Annotated in this window: 18 protein-coding genes; 4 read left to right on the forward strand and 14 right to left on the reverse strand. The window is 61.2% G+C overall.

Features of this window, described 5'->3' with window-relative positions:
* The 3 genes from FHL16_RS32045 to FHL16_RS32055 form a co-directional block, all read right to left on the reverse strand.
* A partial coding sequence (locus tag FHL16_RS32045) for an Ig-like domain-containing protein (RefSeq protein ID WP_077750387.1) occupies positions 1–3,201 on the reverse strand: 3,201 nt, incomplete at its 3' end.
* Positions 3,202–3,252: 51 nt separating this feature from the next.
* Complete coding sequence (locus FHL16_RS32050) at positions 3,253–4,089, reverse strand: sulfotransferase family protein (RefSeq protein WP_010464912.1); 837 nt, start codon at positions 4,087–4,089, stop codon at positions 3,253–3,255.
* A 126-nt stretch (positions 4,090–4,215) separates the two neighbouring features.
* A complete protein-coding gene (locus FHL16_RS32055) occupies positions 4,216–5,787 on the reverse strand; it encodes a glycosyltransferase family 39 protein (protein WP_077750388.1) in 1,572 nt (523 codons plus the stop codon).
* A gap of 241 nt (positions 5,788–6,028) precedes the next feature.
* Here FHL16_RS32055 and FHL16_RS32060 point away from each other — a divergent pair, with 241 nt between their 5' ends.
* Entirely contained in the window at positions 6,029–6,616 is a 588-nt protein-coding gene (locus FHL16_RS32060) for a phage tail protein (protein ID WP_077750389.1), read from the forward strand.
* A 51-nt stretch (positions 6,617–6,667) separates the two neighbouring features.
* Positions 6,668–6,979 (forward strand): DUF6916 family protein, encoded by a 312-nt coding sequence (locus FHL16_RS32065; RefSeq protein WP_077750390.1) that lies wholly within the window; start codon positions 6,668–6,670, stop codon positions 6,977–6,979.
* Between the two features lie 122 nt (positions 6,980–7,101).
* Here the strand turns inward: FHL16_RS32065 and FHL16_RS32070 are convergent, their stop codons facing one another.
* From FHL16_RS32070 to FHL16_RS32085, 4 genes are read right to left on the reverse strand one after another with little or no spacing between them, the layout of a single operon-like run.
* Complete coding sequence (locus tag FHL16_RS32070; protein WP_077750391.1) at positions 7,102–7,599, reverse strand: GNAT family N-acetyltransferase; 498 nt, start codon at positions 7,597–7,599, stop codon at positions 7,102–7,104.
* Positions 7,600–7,611: 12 nt separating this feature from the next.
* The gene (locus FHL16_RS32075; protein ID WP_077750392.1) at positions 7,612–9,717 is read right to left on the reverse strand and encodes an HlyD family efflux transporter periplasmic adaptor subunit; all 2,106 of its coding nucleotides are present in this window, start codon (positions 9,715–9,717) and stop codon (positions 7,612–7,614) included.
* Positions 9,718–11,037 (reverse strand): efflux RND transporter periplasmic adaptor subunit, encoded by a 1,320-nt coding sequence (locus FHL16_RS32080; protein ID WP_077750393.1) that lies wholly within the window; start codon positions 11,035–11,037, stop codon positions 9,718–9,720. It lies immediately after the preceding gene.
* Positions 11,034–11,816 (reverse strand): efflux RND transporter periplasmic adaptor subunit, encoded by a 783-nt coding sequence (locus FHL16_RS32085; RefSeq protein WP_077750394.1) that lies wholly within the window; start codon positions 11,814–11,816, stop codon positions 11,034–11,036. Before FHL16_RS32085 ends, FHL16_RS32080 begins: the two co-directional genes overlap by 4 nt.
* 497 nt (positions 11,817–12,313) lie before the next feature.
* On the opposite strand from FHL16_RS32085, the gene FHL16_RS32090 reads away from it, so the two are divergent.
* Complete coding sequence (locus FHL16_RS32090; RefSeq protein ID WP_077750395.1) at positions 12,314–13,003, forward strand: NYN domain-containing protein; 690 nt, start codon at positions 12,314–12,316, stop codon at positions 13,001–13,003.
* Here FHL16_RS32090 and FHL16_RS32095 read toward each other — a convergent pair.
* The 7 genes from FHL16_RS32095 to FHL16_RS32130 form a co-directional block, all read right to left on the reverse strand.
* Positions 12,984–14,459, reverse strand: a complete 1,476-nt coding sequence (locus tag FHL16_RS32095; RefSeq protein WP_077750396.1) for an efflux transporter outer membrane subunit — start codon at positions 14,457–14,459, stop codon at positions 12,984–12,986. The two genes, FHL16_RS32090 and FHL16_RS32095, sit on opposite strands and share 20 nt — an antisense overlap.
* A complete protein-coding gene (locus FHL16_RS32100) occupies positions 14,456–15,523 on the reverse strand; it encodes an HlyD family secretion protein (protein ID WP_010464922.1) in 1,068 nt (355 codons plus the stop codon). Before FHL16_RS32100 ends, FHL16_RS32095 begins: the two co-directional genes overlap by 4 nt.
* A 26-nt stretch (positions 15,524–15,549) precedes the next feature.
* A complete protein-coding gene (locus tag FHL16_RS32105; RefSeq protein WP_077750397.1) occupies positions 15,550–17,085 on the reverse strand; it encodes an MFS transporter in 1,536 nt (511 codons plus the stop codon).
* A 220-nt stretch (positions 17,086–17,305) separates the two neighbouring features.
* Positions 17,306–18,226 (reverse strand): LysR family transcriptional regulator, encoded by a 921-nt coding sequence (locus FHL16_RS32110; RefSeq protein ID WP_077750398.1) that lies wholly within the window; start codon positions 18,224–18,226, stop codon positions 17,306–17,308.
* Positions 18,227–18,663: 437 nt separating this feature from the next.
* Positions 18,664–20,031, reverse strand: coding sequence for an HlyD family type I secretion periplasmic adaptor subunit (locus tag FHL16_RS32120; RefSeq protein ID WP_010464925.1), 1,368 nt, complete (start codon positions 20,029–20,031; stop codon positions 18,664–18,666).
* Complete coding sequence (locus FHL16_RS32125; protein ID WP_010464926.1) at positions 20,021–22,177, reverse strand: type I secretion system permease/ATPase; 2,157 nt, start codon at positions 22,175–22,177, stop codon at positions 20,021–20,023. Before FHL16_RS32125 ends, FHL16_RS32120 begins: the two co-directional genes overlap by 11 nt.
* Positions 22,178–22,212: 35 nt before the next feature.
* A complete protein-coding gene (locus tag FHL16_RS32130) occupies positions 22,213–23,565 on the reverse strand; it encodes a TolC family outer membrane protein (RefSeq protein WP_010464927.1) in 1,353 nt (450 codons plus the stop codon).
* A gap of 358 nt (positions 23,566–23,923) precedes the next feature.
* Between FHL16_RS32130 and FHL16_RS32135 the strand changes: the two genes are divergently transcribed.
* The coding region (locus FHL16_RS32135) for a retention module-containing protein (protein ID WP_138739108.1) at positions 23,924–25,589 on the forward strand (1,666 nt) is incomplete at its 3' end.

A 25,589-nucleotide genomic window follows, 5' to 3' on the forward strand; every position in this document is an offset into this window, starting at 1 on the left:
GCCGTCACTGCTGCTCACCGCGCTCAACGTGCCGTTGGCAAGGGTCAGGTCGGCGTTGGTGAAACCGCTGACCGCTTCCGAGAAGGTGATGGTGACCAGCGAGGTTTCGCCGATTCTCAATGCGGTGTCCGCCACCACGATGGTTGCCGTTGGCCGCACGGTGTCGATGGCATAGTTGTTCGAATCGGTAGTGCCGCTGCCGGCGTTGCCCGCCAGGTCGCTGACCCCGGTGTTGTTCAGGGTGATAAGGTTGGTTGTGTCGTTGATGCTGGCGGTCGGCGTGAAGGTCGCCGTCCAGGTAATGCCGCCGTCGCTGCTGCTCACGGCCGTCAATGTGCCGTTGGCGATAGTCAGGTCGGCGTTGGTGAAACCGCTCACCGCCTCGGAGAAGGTGATGGTCACCAGCGAGGTCTCACCGATTCTCAATGCGGTGTCCGCCACCACGATGGTTGCCGTTGGACGCAATGTATCGATGGCGTAGTTGTTGGAATCGGTGGTGCCGCTGCCGGCGTTGCCCGCCAGGTCGCTGACCCCTGTGTTGTTCAGGGTGATCAGGTTGGTTGTGTCATTGACGCTGGCAGTCGGTGTGAAGGTCGCCGTCCAGGTGATGCCGCCATCGCTGCTGCTCACCGCGCTCAGGGTGCCGTTGGCGAGGGTCAGGTCGGCGTTGGTGAAACCGCTGACGGCTTCGCTGAAGGTGATGGTCACCAGCGACGTTTCGCCGATTTTCAGTGCCGTGTCGGCCACCACGATGGTCGCGGTCGGGCGCACGGTATCGATGGCGTAATTGTTCGAATCGGTGGTGCCGCTGCCGGCGTTGCCGACCAGGTCGCTGACCCCGGTGTTATCGAGGGTGATCAGGTTGGTCGCGTCAGTGATGCTGGCGGTTGGCGTGAAGGTGCCCGTCCAGGTGATGCCGCCATCGCTGCTGCTCACGGCCGACAAGGTGCCGTTGGCAATCGTCAGGTCCGCGTTGGTAAAACCTGTCACGGCCTCGCTGAAGGTGAAGGTCACCAGCGATGTTTCGCCGACCTTCAGCGCGGTGTCGGTGAACACGATGCCGACGGTGGGGCGCAAGGTGTCGACCACGTAGTTATTGGAGTTCGTGGTACCGACGCCGGCCGTGCCCAGGCCGTTGCTCACCCCGGTGTTGTCCAGGGTGATGAGGTTGGTCGTATCGGAAATGCTCACGGTCGGCGTGAAGGTGGCCGTCCAGGTGATGCCGCCATCGGCGCTGCTGACGGCGCTCAGGGTGCCATTTGCAATGGTCAGGTCGGCGTTGGTGAAACCGGTCACGGCCTCGGAAAAGGTGATCGTCACCAAGGACGTTTCGCCGATGCTCAGAGTGGTGTCAGCGACCACAATGGTTGCGGTCGGCGGCGGCGCATACGCGGTGTTGAGTACACCTCCGTCGTTGAAGATAGTCGCGACGGAGGTCGGCGAAGTTCCGTTTGTACCTCCACCCTGCGCGGTACCGCCTGCTCCACTGGCCGCGGCATTACCAGCCAGGGCCGCGAAGTTGGAGGCCGTGATCAGCAGCGTGCCTTTGTTCCAGATCGCGCCGACGCCCCGACCGCCGATGCCGCCATTGCTGGCATTGCTGCCTTGGCCACCGCCACCGCCACCGCCACCACCGGCGCCGATGTTGTTGCTGATGGTCGAAGTGCCGATGATGGTAATGGTGCCGCTGCTGGCGTTGTAGATCCCGCCCGCCGCGTTGCCGCCAGCGCCACCGACTTTGTCCCAACCGGCGCCACCGCCCCCGCCGCCAATGGAAATCGTGCCATTGGTGGCCGTCGAGCCGTTACCGCCGTTACTGTAATAGGACACGCCCAGCCCGCCCGCGCCGCCAGTATTGGTGCCACCGCGACCGCCCATGTGGGTCGCGTCATAACCGCCACCGTAGCCGCCGGCATTGGCGCTGCCAGCCTGGCCGCCCAACGTGCCGGTGCCCGGCCCGGCCGAGCCACCATGCCCACCGTTCTGACCGCCCAAACCGCCGCCACCACCACCGCCACCGCCGTAAAAAGCACCCGTGACACCGCCGCCGCCACCGCCGCCGGAAGCGGCATTGGAGGTCACGCTGACGTTGTTCAGGGTCAGGATGCCGGCGTTGAAAATCCCCCCGGCCATTGCCCCTGTGGCACCGTAGCCACCGTTGCCGCCCGTTCCCGCCACCAGGCCACGAGTAATCACCAGGCCATCAAGGGTCACGGTTCTGCCCGCGGCAATTTCAATCACCCGCGTCCGGTACTGACCGTCGAGAATTACGTCAGCCACGCCGTCGTTGTTCAAGTCGCCATCGACGGTGATGTTCTGGTTGATCAGCAGTTCGGACGTCAGCTGCACTGTCATGCTGGCGTTGAAGGTGACGATATCGCCGTTCTGCGCCGAAGCGATGGCGGCACGCAACGAGCCGATACCGGTGTTGCCGTTGTTGGTAGCAGTCCAGGTCGCCAGGCCCCACTGATACTCACTCATGGCCGTGGTCGACAGCACGTTGGCGCTTTCGATGTTGCCGGTGACAATTTCCAGGTCCCAGTCGCCGCCGATCCCGGTGCGGTTGCTGGAAGCAGCCACATCACGGCCGGTCAGCTGCGCGAGGGAATCGACAAAACTCAAGCCTCGCTCACCTTCGGCGGTGTAGCAGCCGTAGATCATGATGTCGCCGCCGGCATTCATGTCCTTGCCGATTTCCGCCAGCACCGCACTTCGGGCCGCGACGTTGTCGGCCGACAGATAGCTGTCGCCCAGCCACAGGTCGCCCGCGTTGCCGTGAGCGATGATTTGCACGGAACTGATGCCCTGATGGGTATCCAGATAATCGGCAATCTGTTGCAGACCGTCCCGACTCGCGTCCAGCTGAACCACTTGAGTGCCGGGTGCCACGCCCTTGAGCAGGCTGTCGGCGTCCTTGACCCGGGAATCGACGAACACCACGCTCTGCCCCGGTACGGCAACGGGTGTTGAAGCCGGCGTGGCATCGGCCTGGCCGTGGGTGTCTTTGCTGGCGACCGGCTGATCATTCGCCGGCGCTTTCGCCGCGTCGGCCGTGGGATGGCTTTCAGGCTGGGCGGCATCCGCCACGGTGGCCGCGACCGCGCCGTCGAACAACATCCGCGGCTCCAGGGACATGATCATGGGCGAGACCAGCGCCCGTGCACCTTCGGTAACCCGCGACTTGCCTTTGCTCCACCACATGCTGCTCACCCGGACTCGAACTTTCGTGACGCGAAAATGAAAATGCCGCGATCAACTGATCGCGGCATCGGCTTTCATGCGAATGACATTGGCGGCGCTGGCTGAGCCATCGAGCCAGAAGGACAATTCTGCGTACTGCTTGAACAAGTCCGGCGGCAAAATCGTTCGCCGCGATTGCAGTTCGACCCTCGGCTTGACCTTGTGCAGGCCCGAAACCCCCAGGGCCTGGTCGAACGCTGGCGCGTCGTAAGCGAGGTGGTCAAAGTCATGCTCGAACCAGGGTTCGCCGATGAAGTCGTAGACCAGCCGCATCACCCGATCCGGCGCCTGAGTCAGCAGGTCGTAGTCGACGATCAGCAGCGACTCGGCGTGTTCGCCGTAATAGGCTTCCTTGAGCGCAGCCCAGGCAAATCCCACCAGGCGATTGCGCTGGGCCAGGGTTTCGCAACGGCTGTAGACGGTGTTGCGCTCGATCGCGTCGCCGAACAGTTTGGTGTTTTCAAAGGGGTTGGCGCGGTACAAACGCTCGATGCTGTCCATGACCCAGGCGACATTGCGCACACAGGCAATGACCTTGGCTTGCGGGAACAGGTCGCTGATGGCCGGCAAGCGCGAACTCCATAGCCGGTTGGTGTCGAACACCACCGGTTTGTCGGCCTTGTCGGCGTAGAAGGAGTCGAACAGACCGCGCAATAAGCGTCGGCGCAGATCGGTATCGATCACCGCGCCAAACTCGCTGCCGGCGCTGCACTGTTCCAGAACACCTGAAAACAGGGCGCCAACGGGGCTGGTCATGCCGGCGTGGAAACGCGGGTTCTGCAACAGGATGGCAGAAAGCAGGGTCGAGCCTGAACGCGGCAAGCCGGAGATAAAGTGGTACTGCTGCATCCCTTCACCTGATCATCAGTCCTTTATGTATGACGGAGCGTAGACTATGAATGGCTGAAGCAGTAGTAGTGTTTTGATATCAAATCGAAGCTAAATCGTCTGAAAAACAAGATTTTTGTTACTGACTTAACGCATCACGAACAAGCGCGCATTGGCGCCTCCTGCCTGCGTTTGGCCAACGCTCCGCCAGCCGGCGGGCAACGGGGCGAACTCGTCCGGCACACCGACAGTGCCGATCAACCACACGCGCCCCGTGCCTTTGGGCAAGGTGCCAAGGCTATCGAGGTAAATGGCCGGGGTCACCAACGTGCCGAAACCATAAGCACTCGGCCGGCTCGACGCACCGCCTGGTAACGGTGGCGTGTACAGCAACGGCTTGGCGTCGGTGCGGTTGTAATAGACGTAGCTGAGGTACCAAAGCATGTCGCTGGTGACGATTCGGTCACCGGCAACGAAGTGCTGGTTGACGTAATTGACCATGACGTTGAACTGGTCGTTGCTATCGACCGTGGCGTTGTTATTCAGGCCCACCAGTTCGACACCGGCAAACAACACCAGCACTGTCATGGCCAACACCCGGGCCCCTGAGTACAGGCGATCAATGGCCAGTGCGGCAATCATTGGCAGGCCGAGGGCGTAGGCGGTGAGGTAACGCTCGATGAACACCGGCGAGGCAAACGACACCCCAAACACTACCAGCAACGGCACAACGGTGTAGATCACCACCAGCGCACTGCCCCGAATCACGCTGCGATCCCGCGCCAGCGCCACCCACATCAAGGCCAGCAACGCCAAAGGTAACGTGCTGAAAATCAGGGTCGGCAGGTTCTCGCCATCGTCCTGAATCAGAAACGACCAGATCATCGACGGCAACGAGCCGAACGTGACCGGTGCCTCCCATCCCACATCGCCATTGGCCTTGAGCTGATCCATGTGCTGGACCAGATCGATCAGGCTCGGCACCCAAGGCAAGTACAACAACACAATCGCCACGTTCGCCAGCCACCAGCCGGGGCGTTGAATATGCCGCAAGCGGTAACCTGGTTGCAGGCGGATCACCCCCAGATACAGCCAATGGCAAAGCACGCACAGGGCGGTGAAGTAATGGGTGTAGAACGCCGCTGTCATGAGCAGCACATACGCCACCAGATAACGCGTGCGCCGGGGGTATCGGATCCAGTAGACCAGCGCAATCGTCGCACCGATCAGCCACAGGCCCAGCAGTGAGTACATCCGCACTTCCTGGCTGTATCGCACCGCCGTTGGCAGCAGCGCCAACAGCAAACCGGCCAGCAGTGCGGCACGCCGGGTGGCAAGCAAGTCCATCAGCCAGACGCCGAGCCACACCGTGGCGATCCCGGGCAGCGCGCTGAAACTACGGATCGAAAATATACCGTCGCCGAACAGCTCGACCCAGCCGTGCAGCAGCATGAAATACAGCGGCGGGTGGACATCGTACGCGGCGTGCAGCCAGATCCCGCCGAGCGAAAACTGGCTCATCAGCAGGCTGGAGCCTTCGTCGCCCCAGATAGCCGCCGCCGTCAGGTCGTAGAAACGCACCAGCGCGGCCAACGCGAGGATCGGCAACAGCCAATGTTCGCGCACCCACCGAAGCAAGCGCTTGACGCTCGCCCAGGCACCGGGTGTCGCTTGCGGGCCTTGGGTGCCCTCAAGTGGCAACTCTCTGTACGCCTCCATTGCTCCCCTCGGGACTGCCAGTGAAAAAGCGTGAAGCGTGTCATCACTGTAGGTCAGCGTCAGCGCCGTCGTCGATGCTGGCTTTACGACCAACGACATTCGGCAATCATCCGGATCTACTACGCTCTGGCTTGGCGTGACCCAGCCACGGAGATGAATGGAGTCGGCTGATCAGCGCGATCCGCCCGGATAACTGGGCCTTACGTGACGCTTCAGACACTAACCTGAGGGATAAGGAACTATGGAAGTATTCATGGGCACTATTCAGCCTTTCGCCTTTAACTTTGCTCCCAACGGCTGGGCCCTGTGCAACGGCCAGACGCTGGCGGTCCAGCAATACAACGCGCTATTTGCCCTGCTCGGCGTCAACTTCGGCGGCAATGGCTCCACCAACTTCATGCTACCCAACCTGCAAGGCCGAATGCCGGTGTGCATGGGCAACGGGCTGAACCTGACACCACGGGTCATTGGCGAATTCTCCGGGACCGAGAACGTCACCGCGACCATCACCAACCTGCCGAATCACACCCATGCCTTGTCCGGGCTGACGGCCACCACCACCCTGCAACTGGCCAGCCCGGCGAGCAACCCGGTCACCACTCCAACCGCGACCAACTCGTACATCGGTGCTTCGGGCGGCGGCCCGGGCTCGGCGAGCATCTTCTCTGATGCGCAAGGCGCTGCGGCGGTACCGCTGAAGGGCGTGGCCACTGCCGTGACGGGGGAAATCTCGTCGGCCGGTAACGGTTTGCCGATGGAAACGATGAACCCATTCCTGGTGCTCAACTTCAGCATCGCCTTGAACGGGTTGTTCCCTTCTCGCAATTGAGGTCTGGCCGGGGGATACCCATCCCCCGGCCGTTTTTTCGGGAGTGACGCCATGTTGCAACAGGTTCAAAGCCAACACTTTCAGACCCTGCTGGGCAAGACAGGCTCGCTGCGGCTGCCGGATGGCAGTGAGTTGTCGATCCAAATCTACACGCTTGAAGAAACACCCCATTCGCGGATGCCAAACAGCGAGCGCGTGCCGTTCAGTGTCGAGTTCAACAGTCTGGAACCCACAGCGTTTGTGGATGGGTTATGCACGCTGGAGTTACCGATGCTGGGTCAGGTGCAGGGCATTTTTGTCTCTCGTGTGCCGGCCATGGGCCGTGATCCGGACATGGGGTATTTCTATATCGCCTTCAACTGAACACACCGAAATCCCATTGTAGGAGTGAGCCTGCTCGCGATGGCGGTGGTTCATTCACACCTATGGTGACTGATACTCCGCCATCGCCAGCAGGCTCGCTCCTACAGTGGGCGGGGATGGATTCAGCCTTGTGGATACCACACCAACCGCTCCGCCGCCGGGCTGCACTCTTCAACCTGAAACCCCAGCGCCAGGTAATGCTGGCGCGCATGGGGATTGTTGGCCCAGACCACCGTGGCCACCGGGCAACGGATCTGTTGGGCGGCTTGTTGCACACCTTGCAGCACCTTGCGGCCAAAACCCTGGCCGCGGGCCTGCGGAATGAACGCCAGGTACAACACGCGAATTTCATTGGGGCCAAAATCGGTGGTCAGCGCACCGATGGCTGTGTCGAGCTTTTCAATCACGTAATGCATCGCGTTGGGGAATCGCTCCCCCAATCCCTGTTCCTGCACCTGAAATTGCTGGGCGACCACCTGCTCAATCACTTCTCGATCGCCGTCGATCCATTGCAGATCCGGCCGCGCCGCCTGGTAAAGACTGTGCAAAAAAGGCCCATCGCTGGTCCGCGAGGGCCGAACCACCAAGCCATCGGCCGCCACTGATTCGGTATTCGCCATCACCTGCTCTCCTTAGAAACCGCTTTCCCTGACACCCAGCGCCGCCATGCGGCGCCAGGCCACGCCCAACAACGACTCGCCGCTGCCCTGCAACACCACCACGCCGCGCAAGGGTTGCATCGGCGTCGGCGCGGCTTCGAGGGTGCTCAACCGCGCCCCGTATTGTCCCTGCACCGGCTCAGCCCGTTGATGTGCATCCCGGCGCACGGCAATCGGCCCGTGGTGATCGGACGTCAGCGCTTCCTGATCGACATAGGCCGCGCCATTGGTGTCGATTTCGGTCAATCGCACGGCGATCGCCGGGTGCATCGGATCATCGGCAATGAACCGCCCGGTGGCCCCCGGCGCCACGCGCCACAGTTCGGCTTCGGCCAGATAGCCACGCAACCGTGCACCGTCTTCAACGACCCGCGCCAGGGGATCTTTGGTCGACAGCCAGCGACCTGCCACCAGTTGCGGCAACAGATCGCGCACGGTGCCGGCGTGGGGCGCGCGCAGCAGCAGACGTTCACGCTGGGCGGCCAGCCCGCGATAGTCGGCAACCGCCTCCGCCAGGCGTTGCTCGATAATCCCGGCGTCGGCGGCGGTTTCGCTGCGACTGGCCTGACGGCGCATCTGCAACTGCTGGATCTGGATTTCACGCCGGACGATGGCCTGGCGCGAGTCCAGGTCCGGCGATTCCAGTTCGATCAGCACCTCGCCCTGGGCAACCACCTGACCGTCATGCACGTTCACCGTTTTGACCCGCGCCGCGACGGGCGCGTGCAACGCACTGGCGCGTCCCGCTTCCAGCATCGTCGGCAGCTCCACCGCACTGCGCCACGGCAAAACCAGCACCAGCACCAGTCCGAGCAAGGCCAGACCGCTGAGCAACACGCGGGGGACATAGGCCTGCTCCCGTCGGCTCCACCACTGCCGCCACTCACTCAAGATCGGCAGGAAGATGAACCAAACCAGCTCCACCAGCATCAGGAAAATCCCCAACACCTTGAAGAACAGGTGATAGACCGCCAGCGCGATCCCGAGAAACAACGCCGCACGCCACAGCCACGCGCCATAGCCCCAGATCAGCAATCGACGCTGCATCTTCGGCGACCAGGGCTCCGGCGCCGCAGCCCCATAGCCGAACAAAAACTCGCGCAACCGCCAACGACACAAGGCAAAGGCTCGCCCTTGAAGGTTGTCCACTTCCCAAAAGTCGCTGAGCAAAAAGTAACCATCAAAGCGCATGAACGGGTTGAGGTTGATCACCAGCGTGGTGATCCAGGTGGCACTGGCGAGCATGAATGCAGCGGTGCGCCCGGGACCGTCCGGCAGCAATGACCAGACCAGCAGTGCAATGCTCGCCAGCAGCAATTCCGCCAGCACACCACCGGCGCCGATCAACAGTCGCGCACGACGATCATTGACCCGCCAGGCATCACTGACATCGGTGTAAAACATCGGCAGCAACACCATGAACGCCACGCCCATGCTCTGCACCCGACAACCCGCGCGCTTGGCCATGAAGGCGTGGCCGAACTCGTGACAGAGCTTGGCAAAAAACAGCGCCACACCGAACGCCAGAGCGCCGCCGAGACTGAACAGATGCGGGAAGGTGGCGATAAACCGCTGCCAGTCCCGCGACACCAGAAACACCCCGAGCCCCAACGTCACGGGCAACCCGTAGCGCAGCGCCCGCGGGCCGAAGCGCTCGATCCATGGCCAGGCACGATTGAGAAAAGCGTCGGGGCGCCACAGGGGAATGCGAAAAAACAGGTATTGGTGCAGCAGGATCTGCCACAGCGTCTGACGCTGGGCGGCTGCCTTCAGGCTGTAACTGGCGCGCTGTTGCGGGTCGAGTGCGCTGATCAGGTCGTGGCCACGCAAAAAGCCCAGCAACTGCTCAAGCTCCGCGCCATCGAGTGGCAACCCGGGCTCGCGGTTGGCGGCGCGTAACACCTGCTCGGGATCCCCCAACGACCAATGACGCAGCAACCGCATCGCGGCGGCACCGAGTTTGAAATAGCGCCCGCGCACTGGGTCGGCGAGGGTCCAGCGCGGCGAGCCATCGAGGGCCGGAGTCGCCACGGACAATTGCAAGTCGGCCCGCAGGCTCGGCAGGCTCGGCAGGCTCATCTAAAGCCCCACACTCTGGCGCAACCCGGCCAGAGGTCGACGCAGCAGGTACAACGCCAACGGAGCACGGTCGCCGAAAATTTTAGCGGTGCCGCGCAGGCCGATGCGCGGCGGTGCGCCCTCGAAATTCGCATCCAGGCGATAAGCCAGTTGTCCGGCAGCGGTGGGTTGCGCCTCATAAGCCGAGCGTTCGAGTTTCGCCAAGTGCCGCTGCAACGGATCGCTGTCGAGAAACAGCGCGACTTGCGCGCCGGGCTCAAGGGATATCGCGTCGCCCACCGCCAGTTCGATGCGCAACTCGGCCTGGGTCGGGTCAGCGATTTCCATCAGCCGCTCGCCGGTCTGCACCGGCTTGCCGGTCCAGCGCTCCGCATCGGCGAACACCGCGATACCGCCGCGCTCGGCGCGGACTTCACTGCGTTTGAGCAATTCGTGGGCGTAATCCCGTTCGGCGCGTTTTTGCTCGACTCGCGCTGCCAGCAGATCGATCTTCGAGCTGGACTCGGCATCGGCGAACGAGCGTTGGGAATTGGCTTTCAGTTCAGCTTCGGCCACCCCCAAGGCGCGTTCGGCCACATCGGCCTGGGCCTTGAGCGTGGTGCTTTCAAAGCGCAGCAACAGGTCGCCGGCTTTGACCGTCTGATTGGGTTTGACCAGGAATTCGGCAATCACGCCGTCCAAGGGCGCAGCCACCACGCGGCCGCCCAATGGAACCACTTCTGCCGGCGCCAGCACCGATTGGCGCACCGGGATCAGCAACCCGAGCAACAGCACGGCGACCAGTGCCACCCGACGTTTTCGGGTCCAGCGTAGCCGCCACGGTTTGCGCGGTTGCAGCGCCAACCAGGCATGGCTGTAAGTGTCGCCCAGTTGCGACAGCAGCACTTGCTCGGAAGGGTTCCACGGCAGGTCCCGCGCCAGCCACAGCCCACCGAATACCTCGCCCTGGTGATCGATCAGCGGCAGCCAAAACACCTGAGCCGCCGAAAGACTTTGCCAATCGGCCTGAATCGATTCGCTGAGGACATTCGCCGGTATCACCCTTGCCTGCTTCAGCACACCGGCCTTGAACAACTGCGCCACGGCCTGCTCGACGAACGCCACGAATGGCGCATTCGGGTCGACGGCACTGACACCCGTCACCGCCTGCACCTTGCCGGCAATCAACAGCGCCGCATGACGAAAACCAAACAGCGCCTGCCCGTCATTGACCAGGCTGTAGGCCAGTTGCGCAGGCGTGCGCGCAGCGCGGGTCAGGCGTTCGAGATCAAGAAACCTGGCGAAGACCTGTTCGGCACCGCTCGCAGCGGGCGCGTTCATTTAAGCTCCGCGAAACGCGCCGTGCCGCTCATGCCGGCCAGCAAACCGTTGGCATTGGGCAGTGTTGCAACCAGCAACAAGGTCTGGCTGCCTTCATCAATTCGAGCGCCGAGGCGTTTGACTGTGGCATCCAGCGCTTGACCGGTTTCATCGGGGACAAAGCTGAAGGTCTGACCGGGCTTGAGCCGGGCCATCCAGCGTGACGGCACCAGCAGATGGATCTCCAGCGTTCGATTGTCTACCACATCCAGCAACGGTGCACCGGCCGCCACGCTTTCATAGCGTTTGACCTTGCGCTCGACGACCTGGCCATCGAACGGCGCCAGCACGCTGCAGCGTTTCACCTGAACCTGATAAACCTGAGACTGCGCCTGCGTCTCGCTGACTTTGGCTTGGGCCCGCGCCACTTCAAAACGCCCGACCGAATTCAACGCCGCCAGCTGTTTGTTGTGGGACAACTCTTCACCCGCACCACGGTTGGCAGCCTGCGCCGCATTGAGCTGGGCCTGATAAGCGGAACAATCGAAACGCGCCAGCGTATCGCCCTTCTTGAACGACTCGCCCTCACTGAACGGCAGCTCGACAATGCGCCCGGACAACTCACTGGCGAGCACCGCCTGATCCCGGGCACGCAACACGCCCCGGGCCTCGCTGCTGGCTGTCGCATTGCTGCCAGCGGTGCTGTTTTCCAACAACGGATCGTCTGACGCGGGCGTTTGCGCGTGTACTGCGCAGGTCACAACGGTCAATCCAATAACCCAAACACAAAAACGCCGCATAACCGTATCTCCCTGACGGATGAGCGGAGTCTATGACAGGGTGGGTGGGCGTCAAGTGGATAGATGTCCTTGGATAGAAATGTGCTGTTTCAAAATTGCCTGATTTCTCAGCACGAAAACGTGGGCTTTCCTTCAGTAGCTATCGGTAATAAATCCCACATCAGATTGGGAACGTACTTTCAATCGATACGGAGAGCAGCGATCGACACTTCAAACCTTTATCGAAATGCAGCACCTCAACACTCTTCCTGTAGCAATTACTAATAACTCAGGCCGATAACGCCTTGACCATCACCAAGGTCGGCGATCAAAACTGACTCGCCGGCGCTGGAAATCCTTCAATCGAGTCAAATGTTGATCAGCCAGTGGGTTGACGTATATGACACACCCGACTTAGGATTCCCCAACTGAACCCCGTACGCAGAGATTAAATTCACTGGCCGTTGGGGTGAAGAAACCGGCTTCGGCCGGTTTTTTCGTTTCAGAGGATTGAGTTTGTGCGAACCGCGTTTTTTGTCGATGGCTACAACGTGTTCTATGGATTACTCGCGGGCACGCCATACAAATGGCTCAATCTGAAAAGTTTGCTGGGCCATGTCGCTTACATCGAGAATCCCCAAAGCTCATTAATCTCGGTTGATTACTTCACCTCATCCGTCAAGCCAGAGCTTGCAACTCGCGGCCGAGCCTCCAAAGAAGCTCAAGACACCTATTTGCGTGCATTAAAAGCAACCAACGTTGCCGTTCACTACGGTCGCCATAAGCTTGAGCCCGCGAAAGCACCTCGCTTCATTGACAGAAAAACTGGCGCCTCTCGCCAAGACAAAGTCGACATCTGGAAGCTTGAAGAGAAAGAGACAGATGTCCACATTGCGATCAGCATGTATCGCACAGCCGCAAGACAGACCAAGTTCCATGCTAATAAACAAATCGAACAGCTAGTCCTGGTATCCAGTGACACAGACATGACTCCAGCCCTGAAAGCAATTCGAGAAGATTTTCCTGACATGAAAGTCGGGGTCATTCTTCCTCACCGTGCCGAGTTAAACCGCCCATCACCAGGTTCTTTGAAGGAGCACTCTCACTGGATGCGGCGTGTCGTCACCTCTGAAGAGTTGCAGGTACACCAATTTCAGACACCGGTACCGACCCATAAGGCTCCCGCCATCAAACCGGATTACTGGTAACGACACTAGCCAACGGATACACCGACTCCCATCCCCCACCCAACGCCTTATACAAACCCACCATCGCCAGCGACACCCCGGTCGAGCTCTCGACAAACTGCTCCTGTGTCGCCAACAAGGCGCCTTGCACTGTCAGTACGTTAACGAAATCCACCACCCCTTCCACATATTGCTGCTGCGCGGTGCGCAGGGCGATCCGGTTTTGGCGGACGGCTTCGGCGAGGCTGTCGCGGCGTAGTTGGCTGGCGTTGTAGGCGCTCAGTTGATCGTCGATTTCATGCCAGGCGCGCAGGACGGTTTGCTGGTAAGCGATGGCGGCTTCCTGTTGCTGCGCCTCGCGTAAGTTCAGGACCCCGCGCAGGCGGCCACCATCGAACAGCGGCAGGCTGAATTGCGGGCCGATGCCGAACGAGCGCGAGCCCCAGGAGCCGAAATCGCTCAGTTGCATGGCTTGCGAACCGATGTTGCCCGACAGGGTAATCCGCGGATAGAAGTCCCCCTTGGCCACGCCGATGCTCGCAGTAGCGGCGTGCAGTCGGGCTTCGGCCTGACGAATATCCGGGCGGCGTTCAGCCAATTGCGACGGCAGGCCAATGGCGACCTGGCGCGGTGTTGAAGGCACGGGGGCGTCTGTGGATAACTCGGCCTGGAGCGCTTGAGGCGGTTCGCCCATCAACAAGCTCAGGGCGTTGATCAGTTGTGACTGGCGCTGTTCCAGCGCGGGCAGACGCGACTCGATGGCGGCGACTTGGGCAGCCGCTTCGGCGACATCAAGGTCGGTGGCAACACCGTCGGCCAGACGCAGTTGCGAGAGTTTCAGGCTGTGCCGGGCGACCTCGAGGTTTTGCTCGGTAACGGCCCGCGTACTCTGTACGCCGCGCAGTTGAATATAGTCCTGAGCGGTTTCGGCGAGCACCGACAGCAGCACCCCACGGCGATCGTTTTCCGCGACTTCCAGGGTCGCATCGGCGGCTTCGGTTTCGCGGCGCACACGGCCCCAGAAATCCAGTTCCCAGGAAGCGGAGAAGCCGGCGTCCCAGAGGTTGAACGCCGAATCACCGTTGTTGCCTGATGGGTCGTTCAGACCTTCTCCGCTGTTGCGTTTGCGCCCGTAGCTGCCGGTGGCGGCGGTATTCGGATAACGGTCGGCCGTGATGACCTGACGCGCCGCACGGCTTTGCTGCAAGCGGCTGCTGGCGAGTTTCAGATCGAGGTTATCGGTCAAGGCGCGCTGGGTCAGGGCCGAGAGTTTTGGGTCGTTGAAGACGTCCCACCAGCGTTCGTTCATGTCGGTGGATACCGCTTCGCTGGCGGCGGCTTTTGATGGTTTTGACCATTCAGTGATTTTTTGGGGTTGAGGCTTCTGGAAGTCGGGGCCGACGGTGCAGGCGGAAAGGCTCATGACCAGCGAGGCGCACAGGGTGAGTTGAGGCCAGTGGCCAACGCAGATCTTCATCGCTGAACCACCTCGGACGCAGTCGCCTCACTGGCCGTATCAATCCTCGCCTCCACCGACATCCCCACCCGCAACCGCTCGGCCAATGCCTGCCCCGGATCCAGAATGATCTTCACCGGAATTCGCTGCACCACCTTGGTGAAGTTGCCGGTGGCATTGTCCGGTTTGATCGACGCAAACGTCACACCGGTCGCCGGCGCGATGCTCTCGACGCGCCCCGTCAGGACCTCGCCTCCGAGGCTGTCGACACGCACTTGCACATCCTGCCCAGGCTTCACGTCGGTCAGTTGGGTTTCCTGGAAATTGGCGACCACGTAAGCCTGTGCCAGCGGCACCACCGCCAGAATCTTGCTGCCCGGCGTTACGTAAGCGCCGACCCGCACAGCCCGCTCGCCCACCATGCCGTCCTGAGGGGCAACGATGCGCGTGTAAGACAACTCGTAGCTGGCCATTTCCAGCGCCGCTTGCGCCCGCTTCAATCCACCGTCGGCCGCGTCGCGCTGCGCGGTGAGGATCTCCACTTGCTTGCGTTCCGCCGCCAGCACCGCCGTGACATTGGCCAACCGCGCGGAGGCCTGATCGATGCGCGTGCGCGCTTGCTGAGCATTCTGCACAGTGCCGGCACCGACCCCGGCGAGGTGGTTGTAGCGGTTCAGTTCATGCTCGGCGAAGGCCATTTCAGCCTTGGCCGACACCACCGTGGCCTGGGCCTGAGCGATCACCGACGTCTGGCGTTCAAGGGTCGCCTTAGCATTTTGCAGTTGCGCCCTGGCCACCAGCGTTTCGGCATCGGCGGCTTGGGCGGCGGCACGCAGGTCGCGATCATCGATCAACGCCAGCAACTGCCCGGCCTTGACCTGCTGGTTGTCTTCCACCAGCACTTCCTTGATGAAACCCGCCACGCGAGGCACCACCAAGGTGAAGTCCGCCGAGACAAAGGCATCATTGGTGTTCTGCTGGGTGCGCTTACCGAAAACGCCTGGCGCCAGCAGGTAAATCAGCACGCCGACCGCCACCACTGCGGCGACGCCGACAGCCACTTTTTGCTTTGTTTGAGTCGTCATAAAAGCCTTCTGTTTCAGTGAAGCATTCATGTCGGTGCACGCGGTGGATAAATCCGCGTCGGCAGCCAAAAAATCAGCAAGATCAACGTCAGCGCGACGCCGGCCATGCACAGATAAAGATCCGATGCCGTCAGCACCACAGCCTGCTCATGCAGCCGATGGGCAAGGCCGGCGCTGTCGCTGTCGGTCAGAGGGGAGTTGCCGAGGTTGTCCACCAGCATGGTCGAATGGAAATGCAGCCGCGACGTGGTCAACGCCTCGATCACCCCGGTGGCGACCACCGCTGACAGGCCTTTCACGGTGTTGAACCAAGCCGAGGCATACGGGCCTTCCATCGGCGTGATGCTGCCGGTCGAGAGCATCAGCAACGGCAGAACCGCCATGGGTTGACCGAAGATTTGCAGCCATTGCAACGCGTAGAAATCGTCGCGAATCCACACCGAGGTGAGCTGCGAACCGCCGATGCATGACAGCGCCAACATGCTCAAGCCGAGCCCCAGCACCCAGCGGCAATCGACCCAACGCAGGTTGCACAGCGCCGCCACCAACGGCAGCGCGATCAACTGCGGCAGGGCCGCCAGCAGCATGATCGGCGCGGTCTGAACCGGGCGATAACCCTGAACCTGCGCCAGATAGCTGGACGGGATGATGATCACTGCCAGCAGCACGACCAACACGCCGGCCAGGGTCAACAAGGCGAACGACAGGTTGCGGATGCCGAGCATCTGCATCTTGAAAAACGGGATCGGCTGCGACCATTCATTGATCAAAAACAGTACCAACAGCAGCAACCCACCGCCGAGCAATCCGCAGATCAGGCTCGACTCGAACCAGTCGAGCCGATTGCCTTGCAGGATGCCGATCACCAACATGCAGATCGCCGGAAAACCCAGCAGCAAGCCGCGCCAATTGAACTGCTTGAAGCGCTCCAGACGCAGCGGATCCTGCGGCAGACCGTAAGCCACGGCAGCCATGGCAATCAGGCACGGTGCGATGATTTGCCAGAAGGTCCATTGCCAGCCGACGTACTCGGTCCACAAACCGGCCAGAGGGGTCCCGAGCCCTGGGCCGAAGGTGGCCGTCAGCGCATACCCCGCCAGACCGTATAGTTTCACGTTGGCCGGTAAAAAGCGCAGCGCGACGGTCATCAGCATCGGCGGAAGTGCGCCGCCGGCCAGGCCTTGCAAGGTGCGCATAACCAGCAGGCTTTCGTAGGTCGGAGCGAACGGGCACAACACGCCCAGCAGGGTGAAGGCGCTGATGGCGCAGAGGGTGAAACGCCGCAGCGAGAACGTCACCGCGCACCAGGGCGCGAAGGCCATGGCGGCTACCGAGGTCGCCGTGTAACTGGCAACCAGCCAGGTGCCCTCGTCGTAGCCGATCGCCAATGCGCCGCGAATGTCAGCCAGCGCGACCTTGGTCACCATCTCGTTGAGGCCCGACACCAACACCGCCAGCAATACGCCGACCAGACCGATGATGATCCGCGGGCCGAAGACCGGAGGCGTAACGGCGGCCGGACTGGCCGCGGCGAGAGGTGCCGTGACCGTGAAGGAAGTCATTTGCTGCAAGCTCCGGGGGTTGAATACCGAAGCATTTTAAGAAGTGTGGAACCTGACGAAAATTGACTTATGGGCAGGTTATAAGTGCGCTCTATGCAGCAATACAAAACCCCTGTGGGAGCGAGCCTGCTCGCGATAGCGGTGGTTCAGTCAACATCTATATTGAATGTGATGGCCCTATCGCGAGCAGGCTCGCTCCCACAGGGGACAGTGTTCAATTTCAGGTGGGTTGTGCGGCCAGCCAGGTCTCGTCACAGCACGCCTTGAGCGTTTCACGCAGCCAGCGATGCGCCGGATCCTTGTCGAAACGCGGGTGCCAGGCCTGGGTCAGCATCAGCGTGGGCAATGGAACCGGCAGGGTAAACGAGCGCAGCTTCAAGCCCAGGCGCCGCACACTCAACAGCGCCTCCTTGGGCACCGGTAAAATCAGGTTGGAATCCGGCAGCGCAAACATCGCCGCATGGAAACTCGGCGCAATCACCGCCACCCGCCGTTCAAGCCCAAGGGCATTGAGTGCTGTATCGATCGGCCCGCGAGCAATGCCGCGACGGGACATGCTGATGTGAGAGAAACCGGCGAAGCGCTCGGCCGTGATCTCTTCGTCGAACAGTGGATGGTCCTCGCGAACCAGGCCGACGAAATGAGTGGAAAACAGATTCTGCACCTTCACTTCCGGGGTCAGCGGCCGGGTGTTACTGATGCTCAGGTCGATGCGCCCTTCGCGCAGCGCTTCATCATCACCATCGCCCTCGGGGACGTAGCGCAGCTCGCAATGCGGCGCCTGGCGGTCGAGAGTGTCAAACAGCTTGCCGCCGTAGACACCGACGAAGAAGTCATTGGCCCGGATGTTGAACCGACGACGCAACGAACCCAAGTCCACCGCATCAGCCGAGCGAAATAGCAATGCGGCCTGCTCGACGACGTCGCGCACTTGCTCGCGGAGCTCCAACGCCTTGGGCGTCGGCACCAGACCACGACCGGCGCGCACCAGAATCGGATCGCCGATGGCCTCGCGGATTCGCGTGAGTGTTCGGCTCATGGCCGCCGGGCTGAGGTTCATCCGCCGCGCGGCACCCACCACACTGCCTTCATCGAGCAAGGCGTCTAGGGCGACCAGAAGGTTCATGTCCGGGAGTTGCATGTTGAGCACTCGTGTCTGGGCTGGATTGATTCAGACGCAATGCTAGCAAACATCCCCAATTATTGTGTTGGCTGGACCGGCCTCATCGCGAGCAGGCTCACTCCTGCAGGGGATCTTCAGTGGACGCAGATTTTGTATTCAACACAAAACCCTGTGGGTGTGAGCCTGCTCGCGATGAGGCCAGCTCAGACACTGCAAAACTCAGCGCTGCGTCCCCCAGCGCTTAACAGTCACGCGCTCCAGCGTGTCAAACACCAGGTTCTCCACCAAGAATTGAAATTTGAATACCGTTAATGAATAACGATATGGCTTTTGACTTGCGGCGTTTTTGAGACCGCCTTCGCGGGCAAGCCTCGCTCCTACATGGGATAGCGCGTTCACAAATCCCTGTAGGAGCGAGGCTTGCCCGCGATGAGGCCATCAGCCCCAACCGAGAACTACCGCTCGTGCAGCGCTTCGGCGCGGGCCCGGATAATCGGCTTGAGCAAATAGCTGAGAACTGTCTTCTTGCCAGTAATGATATCCACCGAAGCCACCATCCCCGGGATGATCAGCAACGGCTTTTCATCCGTCCCCAGGTGACTGCGATCCGTGCGCAGTTTGATGATGTAGTAGGTGGTCTTCTTGTCTTCATCGGTGATGGTGTCGGCACCGATCTGCTCAAGCCTGGCCTTCAGCCCACCGTAAATGGTGTAGTCATACGCCGTGAACTTCACCGTCGCTTCCTGGCCCGGGTGCAGGAACGCAATGTCCTGCGGGCGAATCTTCGCTTCCACCAGCAAGGTGTCGTCCAGCGGTACGATTTCCACCAGATCGCTGCCCGGCTGGATCACGCCGCCAATAGTGTTTACCAGCAACTTGTTGACGATGCCGCGCACCGGCGAAGTAACCAGCGTCCGGCTGACCCGGTCTTCCAGAGCCTTGCCGGTGGCCTGGGCCTTGTTCAGGTCGGTGCGGGCCTCGTTGAGTTGGGTCAGGGCTTCGCTGCGGAACTTGCCGCGCGTCTCGTCGATCTTGCGCTGCACTTCCTTGATCGCCGATTCGGCGCGTGGGATTGCCAGCGTCGTGGCGTCCAGTTGCCCACGGGTTTCGACCTCAGCCCGCTTGAGCCGTAAAACCTCGACCGGCGACACCGCGCCCTGAGCCACCAGCGGCTCGGACATGTTGATTTCCTGACGCTGCAACGACAATCCATTGCGGTATTGCGCCTGCTTGGAGGTGAATTCGCGCAGCTCTTGCTGACGCTGGATCAACTGCTCCTGCAAACCACCGATCTCATCGTGCAGTTGCTGCCGACGACTGATGTACAGCGACTCTTCGCTGGCGGCCTGACCGGGAACAGCCTTGAGCACATCAGCGGGGAAGTTCAGCGGACGGTCATCGACCTCGGCGCTCAAACGCTCCACGCGCAGCAGCATCGACAGCCGATCGGCTTCGGTCTCGCCCACGTTGGAGGCAAACCGCGTGTCGTCCAGGCGAATCAGCGGCGCGCCGGCATCGACAATCTGCCCTTCGGTGACGAACAACTCGGAGACGATACCGCCCTCAAGGTTCTGGATTTTCTGGATCTTCGACGACGGAATCGCCTTGCCGTCGCCCTTGGTGACTTCGTCGATCACCGCGTAATTGGCCCAGAGCATCAGGAATATGAAAAAGCCGATGATCGCCCAGATCGTCAGCCGCACCACACGCGGGGCGTCTTCGATAAGGGCTTTATTGACCTCGGGAAGTGGCTGACCATGCAGCGACTCGGAGCCTTTGAAGTAACGGCGGATCGAATCCTTGAAACCCGACTTAAGCAACACTGATCTGCCCCTTCTTCAACGCTTCCATCACGGCGGCTTTCGGGCCATCGGCGAGTATTTGTCCGCGGTCGATGACGATCAGGCGATCCACCAGCGACAACAGCGATGCCCGGTGCGTCACCAGCACCACGGTCTTGTTTTCAACCACTGCCGCGAGGCGTTGCTTGAGGCGTTCTTCGCCAGTGTTGTCCATGGCGCTGGTCGGTTCGTCGAGCAGCAGGATCGGCGGGTTGAGCAGCAGCGCACGGGCCAGGGCCACGTTCTGGCGCTGACCGCCGGACAGGTTCTGCCCGCGTTCGCCGACTTGCAGCTCATAGCCTTGCGGGTGCAGGCGGGCAAACTCATGCACGCCGGCCAGCTCGGCGGCTTGCAGGACCATTTCGTCTTCTACATAGCGCGCGCCCGAGACCAGGTTGTCGCGCAGGGTGCCGGCCAGCAGCTGGATGTCCTGCGCGACGTAGCCGATGTTGTGGCGCAATTCGCTGACGTCGATCTGACGAATGTCGACACCGTCCACCAACAGCGCGCCGTCGTCCGGCTGATAGAGCCCCACCAGCAGTTTGGCCAGGGAGCTTTTGCCCGAGCCGCTACGACCGATGATGCCGATCTTCTCGCCCGGTTTGATGATCAGGTTGATGTTTTTCAGCGCCGCGTTCTGTTGATTCGGGTAGGTGAAGTTCATCTGCCGGCATTCGATGGCGCCTTGCAGTACCTTGCGGCTCAGCGGGCGCTCTTCGAAGTTGCGTTCTTGCGGCAGCTCCATCATCTGGTCCACCGAGACCATGGTCACCCGCGCTTGCTGGTAGCGGGTCAGCAGGCCGGACAACGAAGCCAGCGGGCTGAGCGCGCGGCCACTGAGCATGTAGCAGGCAATCAGACCGCCCATGCTCAAATTGCCGGCAATGATCTGGTACACGCCGAAGACGATCATGATCACCCCGGCCAATTGCTGGATCAGCAAGGTGATGTTCATCGCCAGGCCGGAGAGCATTTTCACCCGAAGTTCGAGGCGGCTGAGCGTGCCGATGGTCTGTTCCCACTGATACTGGCGTTCGCTTTCGGCGTTGTTGACCTTCACCGCATCGAGGCCGGCGAGGGTTTCGATCAGGCTCGACTGGCGCTCGGCGCCCAAGGCCATGGTTCGTTCCATGGTCGCCACCAGCGGCTTTTGCAGCGCATAGCCGATCAGCAGGGCAATCGGGAATGCCAGCACCGGAATCCACACCAGGTGCCCGCCGAGAATGGCGATGACCATGAAGATCAGCAGCGTAAACGGTAGATCGATGAGGCTGGTCAGGGTCAGCGAGGCGAGGAAGTCGCGCAGGCTCTGAAACTCATGAATGTTCTGGGCGAAGCTGCCGACCCGGGCCGGGCGGTACTTCATGGCCATGCCGACAATGCGCTCGAACAACGTCGCCGAGATGATCAGGTCGGTTTTCTTCCCGGCCAGGTCCAGGCACAGGCTGCGCAGGCTCTTGAGGATCAGGTCGAACAGATACGCCCCGGTGATGCCGATGGCCAGCACCCACAGCGTCGATTCCGCCTGGTTCGGCACCACGCGGTCGTAGACATTCATCACAAACAGCGGCGCGGCCATGGCGATGATGTTGATCAGGAAACTGGCGGCGATGGCGTCGGCGTACAGCCAGCGCGAACGCTTGAGGGTGTCGCGGAACCACGAGCGCGCGCGCGGGATCAGCGTGCCGTGATTGACGTCGAATTTGTGCTGGGGTTGGGCGAAGAACACTTTGCCGATGTAGTCGTCGGCCAGCAGTTCGCGGCTGACGAGGCTTTCGCCACCGTCGCTTTCGCTGATCAGCAGGCGGGCCTGGTCTTCACCGTGCCAGCCGAGCAGGACGGCGCTGCGGCCATCCTTGAGCAGCAGCAGCGCCGGCATCGCAATCGCCGGAATCTGCTCCAGCTTGCGCACCAGCACCCGCCCTTGCAGACCGGCGCGAGCGGCGGCGCGGGGCAACAACTCAACGCTCAGACGCTGCTTGGGCAACGGCAGGCCGGTGGTCAGCATCGCGGCGCTGGCCGGTTTCTGATGCAGGGTGCAAAGGGCTAGCAGACCGTCCAGTAACGGATCGTCGTGCAGCGCGCGTGGATCATGAATGAGTTGAACTCGACTGACTTCTGATTCCACGCTCGGCACTCTTGGCTAACAGTAAAAGGGAAGACTCAATTCATCCCGGGTAGCTGGACCCTGGGCTTCACGTCGTTCTGCACAACGGATGCCAACGGTGCGACCACTCCCTGGCTCTTGAGCAACTCGCCCATGGTCGCCTTGATTCGGTATTGAGTAAATAACTGAATGTTCTTGATCTCGGCCAGGCGACGGGAAGCGGTGAACAGTTCGTTTTCACTGTCGAGCAGGTCGAGCAGAGTGCGCTCGCCCAGGCTGAACTGCTTCTGGTACGCGGTGCGCACGCTGGTGCTGTGATCGACATATTGCTGGGCGATCGGCACCTGGGCATTGGCGTTGTTCAACGCGTTCCAGGCCAGGCCCAGTTCTTCATTCAATACGCGCAAGGCGTTGTTGCGGATATCCAGGGCCTGGTTGGACAGGTAGGACTTGGATTCCAGATCCGCCTTGTTGCTGCCGCCGGCATACAGATTGAAGCGCATGCGCAACATCGCCTGCCATTCGTTGCTGTGACCATTCTGACCGTCGAGATCGTTGTCGGCGGAGCGACCCAGTTCGGCATCGAAGCGCGGGTAGAAGGACGATTTGGCGGCGTCGTACTGTTTTTCGGCCGCTGCGATGTCGGACTCGGCCGAACGCAGGATCGGGCTGTTTTCCAGCATCTGCGCCCGGGCTTCATTCAGGTTGGCCGGCAACAGCGCGAGGAAATCGGCAGGACGCTCCAGTTGATCCGGCATCTGGCCCACGGCACTGAGGAAGTTGGTCTCGGCGTCCGCCAGGTTGGTCTGTTCGGTGATCAGGTTGTTGCGAGCCTGGGCCATACGCGCTTCGGCCTGGTCGAGGTCGGCACCGCTGCCGACGCCGCGCTGGGTGCGCAACTTGATCTGGTCAAAAATACGTTCGTGGCTCTTCAGGTTGTCTGTGGCCAGGCGCACGAACTCGCGGCGGGTCAGTACATCCAGATAAACCTGAGCCACGGTCAGCGCGGTACGTTCGGACGTGCCCAACAAGGAATAAGCACGGGAATTAACGGTGGCTTGTTGACGCCCCACTTCACTGGACGTCGCAAAACCGTCAAAAACCATTTGAGACAGACGCAAACTTGACTCGCTACGGTTCAGGGTTTCCCAGTGATTGTCACTGCCGGCCGCGCGGGTGGTGACGCTGTCAGTGCCTTCGCGACCATAACCGCCCAGCAGATCGACCCGGGGAAGGTATCCACCTTTTGCCGCCTTTAACTGATAATCCGCGGCCAATCGACTATTAACACCTGCCTGGATTTCCGGATGGACATCCAACGCCTGTTGCATGGCCTCCGGAAGTGACTGCGCCTGAACAAAACTGGCGGCTAGAGCGAAGGGTAGAGCCTTGAACAGGTGCAAACGCATGTTGGAATTTCCCGGAATTACTTGTCTTGAATCACTGCAGAACGTACCGCTGCATCGGATGATGACCATCGGAATGACCGTGTGTCGGAAAGTTTGAATTTGGAACTGAATCGCACTCTGCGGGGCGGGTAGTTACCTAAATATCAATGTGACATTACTGGGACGAGTGTTTAGGATGACAGCACTAAGGTCAATAGTTTGGCATATAGTTTATAGCGAAAAAGTATAGCCAATTTGTTGACGATTAACCGCGTCAAAGTTGTGCCTCGAATACCTTGAAAGTACGTCCAGACTGAGTTGGCGAAAGCGCCATCAGGTCCATGGAAGTCAACTGAACGTGACACCCGGAGAGTCTTCAATGAGCAGTGTTGTTGCCATCGTCAAAAGCATTGTCGGTCAGGTTTTCGCGGTGTCCCCAGAGGGCATTCGCCGAGTACTCGTTGAAGGCGACCGGTTGTTTGTCGGCGATCAGGTAGACACGGGCGCGGCGGGCGCCGTTACGCTGGAACTGGCTGACGGCCGCACCCTGGACCTGGGCCGCGACACTCAGTGGAGCGCCAGCGACCCGGATTCCAGCACTGACCTGTCAGAAGCCACTGCACAAGCCGCGCCATCGGTTGAAGAACTGCAACAAGCCATCGTTGCCGGTGCCGACCCGACCACTGAACTCGAAGCCACCGCAGCCGGCCCTACCGCTGCGGGCACGGGCGGTGCGGCGGGTGGCGGTCACAGCTTCGTGATGCTGGACGCAACCGCTGGCCGGGTAGACCCGACCATTGGTTTCCCGACCGCGGGCCTCAGCACTGCGGCACAGGCGGCACAACTCACCACCGGTGGCCAGACGGCTGACACTAGCGCCAACGTACAGCGCGAATCGACCTTGAGCCTGAGCGCCACGCCGAGCATCACCGAGGCCGGTGGCGTACTGGTTTACACTGCGACCCTGACCCAGGCGCCGCTGACCGACCTGACCATCACCCTGTCCAATGGCTCGGTGATCGTGATCCAGGCCGGCCAGTTGACCGGTACCGTCAACGTCCCGCTCGCGCCGAACGACACTGTTTATAACGACTCGACCCAGATCAACGTGACCGTCACCGGCACCACGGGTGGCAACGGCATCACCGTCACCCCGCCGACGACACCGGCCGTGACCCAGGTCACCGACACCGTCGACACCACAACGGTCACCTTGACCGCTGGCGCCAGCGTCACCGAAGGCGGCCAGATCACTTACACCGCGACATTGACCAACCCGGCGCAGACACCGGTCACCATCACCCTGTCCAACGGGTCGACGATCACCATCGATGCGGGTAAAACCACTGGCACCGTCGACGTGTCGACTCCAGCCAACGACGTCTACAACAACGGCAGCACGGTCACCACCACGATTACCGGCGCCACCGGCGGCAATTTTGAGAACCTGGTGCCAAACCCGGCTCCGGCCGTGACCACCATTACCGACTCGCCGGACACCACCACCCTCACACTGACGGCGGGTTCGACGGTCACCGAAGGCGGCCAGATCACCTACACCGCCACACTGAACAACCCGGCTCAAACGCCGGTCACTGTCACCCTGTCCAACGGCTCGACCATCACCATCGAAGCCGGCAAAACCACCGGCACCGTGAACGTCGACACTGCGGCCAATGACGTTTATCAGAACGGCAGCACCGTCAGCGCCACGATCACTGGCGCTACCGGCGGCAACTTCGAAAACCTGGTGCCGAGTACTACACCTGCGGTCACCACCGTTACCGACTCGGTCGACAACACCGGCCTGAGCCTCACCGCCACCGGCACCGTGGTCGAAGGCGGCCAGATCACTTACACCGCGACCCTGACCAACCCGGCCGGCACGCCGATGACCGTGACCTTGAGCAATGGCTCGGTCATCACCATCGAAGCGGGCAAGACCACCGGCAGCGTGACCGTCGATACCGCGGACAATGACGTTTACAACAACGGCAGCACCGTCAGCACCACCATCACCGGGACCACCGGCGGCAATTTCGAAC

The organism is Pseudomonas sp. FSL W5-0299, assembly GCF_005930655.1.
Taxonomy (GTDB): Bacteria; Pseudomonadota; Gammaproteobacteria; order Pseudomonadales; family Pseudomonadaceae; genus Aquipseudomonas; species Aquipseudomonas mandelii.